The organism is Aquabacterium sp. UBA2148 (assembly GCF_002328915.1).
Taxonomy (GTDB): Bacteria; Pseudomonadota; Gammaproteobacteria; order Burkholderiales; family Burkholderiaceae_C; genus Aquabacterium; species Aquabacterium parvum.
In genome coordinates this window covers 1-1,944 of record NZ_DCXA01000030.1, presented here as the reverse complement: position 1 = coordinate 1,944, position 1,944 = coordinate 1, and the positions used below count along the sequence as shown (strand labels likewise).

Sequence of the window (1,944 nt, the reverse complement as noted above, 5' to 3'; positions counted from 1 at the left end):
AAGCCGCCCACCTGCCGCTGGTCGCCGCTGGCGATGTGCGCATGCACGTGCGTTCACGCCAGCCGCTGCAAGACGTTCTCACGGCCATCCGCCTGGGCAAAACACTTCAAGAATGCGGCTTGAGCCTGGCACGCAACGCGGAGCGGCATTTGCGCAGTCGCTTGCGACTGGCCCAGCGATACCCGCCTGAGTTGCTGGCCGAAACACTCAAGGTCATGGCCCGGTGCGAATTCAGCTTGTCCGAGCTGAAATACGAATACCCAGAAGAGGTCGTGCCGCTTGGGGAGACCCCGGCGTCCTACCTGCGCCGCATCAGCCTCGAAGGCGCTGCCTGGCGTTACCCGCAAGGCGTGCCCCCAGAGGTGAGACAGCAAATCGACAAGGAGCTCGAGCTCATCACCGAACTGGGCTACGAAAAGTATTTCCTGACGGTGCACGACATCGTGTGTTTCGCGCGCTCGCAACACATCCTCTGCCAAGGGCGTGGCAGCGCTGCCAACTCGGCCGTTTGCTACTGCCTGGGCATCACCGAGGTCAACCCGGCGCAAAGCACCGTGCTGTTCGAGCGATTCATCTCGCGAGAGCGCAACGAGCCGCCCGACATCGATGTCGACTTCGAGCACGAGCGTCGCGAAGAAGTCATTCAGTACCTCTACAACAAGTACGGACGTGACCGCGCTGCGCTGACCGCCACGGTCATCCGCTACCGCACCCGCAGCGCGCTGCGCGACGTGGGCAAGGCCCTGGGTTTTGCGCCTGACGTGATCGAAAAGGTGGCGGCCAACCACCAATGGTGGGACGGCAAAGGCCTGCAGACCGAGCGGATGCAGGAGCTGGGCCTGGACCCCGGTGAGCGCCGCATGCGCCTGTGGCAAGAGCTCAGCAGCGTGCTGATGGGCTTTCCGCGTCACCTGAGCCAGCACACCGGCGGCTTCGTCATCGCCAAGGGTGCGCTGAGCCGCATGGTGCCGATCGAGAACGCCGCCATGCCCGAGCGCAGCATCATCCAGTGGGACAAGGATGACCTCGATGCACTGGGCCTGCTCAAAGTGGACGTGCTGGCGCTGGGCATGCTGACGGCCTTGCGCAAAACCTTCGACTTCGTGTCTCAGCGCCGAGGCGCGCCGTTCGGCATGCAGGACGTCCCGGACGACGATGGACCGACCTACGACATGGTCTGCCGCGCCGACACCATCGGCGTCTTCCAGATCGAGAGCCGCGCGCAGATGAGCATGCTGCCCAGGCTGCGCCCCCGCACCTTCTACGACCTGGTGGTCGAGGTGGCGCTGGTGCGACCCGGTCCCATCCAGGGCGGCATGGTGCACCCTTACCTGCAGGCGCGTGAACGCTTCAGGCAGGACCCCACATCGGTCACCTACCCGCATGGGCTTGAGGCGGCGCTGCAGCGCACCCTGGGTGTGCCCATCTTCCAGGAGCAGGTGATGCAGATCGTCGTGATGGCGGCGGACTTCACGCCCGGCGAGGCCGATGAACTGCGGCGCTCGATGGCGGCCTGGCGGCGCAAAGGTGGGGTGCACCGCTTTCGCGACAAGGTCATCACGGGCCTGATGCGCAACGGGCATTCGCAGACCTTTGCCGAGCAGATCTTCAGCCAGATCGAGGGCTTTGGCGAGTACGGCTTTCCGGAGTCTCATGCCGCCAGCTTCGCCAAGCTGGTGTACCTCAGCGCCTGGCTCAAGTGCCATGAGCCGGCGGCCTTCCTGGCGGGCTTGCTCAACGCGCAGCCATTGGGCTTTTACTCGCCCAGCCAGCTGGTGCAAGACGCGCGTCGCCATGGCGTGGTGGTGCTGCCGCCTGACGTGGTGCACAGCAACTGGGATTGCACGCTGGTGGATGTGCCAGACGGCTTCGATGCCAGCGACCCCGCGGTCTGGCCCCAGGCGCATGACCGGGTCGAGCACCGCACGGACCAGCCCGCCGTGA

The 1,944-nt window shown here is 65.2% G+C and carries 1 protein-coding gene; it reads left to right on the top strand.

Translation table 11 applies throughout. From position 1 onward, the window contains the following. A partial coding sequence (locus B2W70_RS01755) for an error-prone DNA polymerase (RefSeq protein ID WP_286742250.1) occupies window positions 1-1,944 on the top strand: 1,944 nt, incomplete at both ends.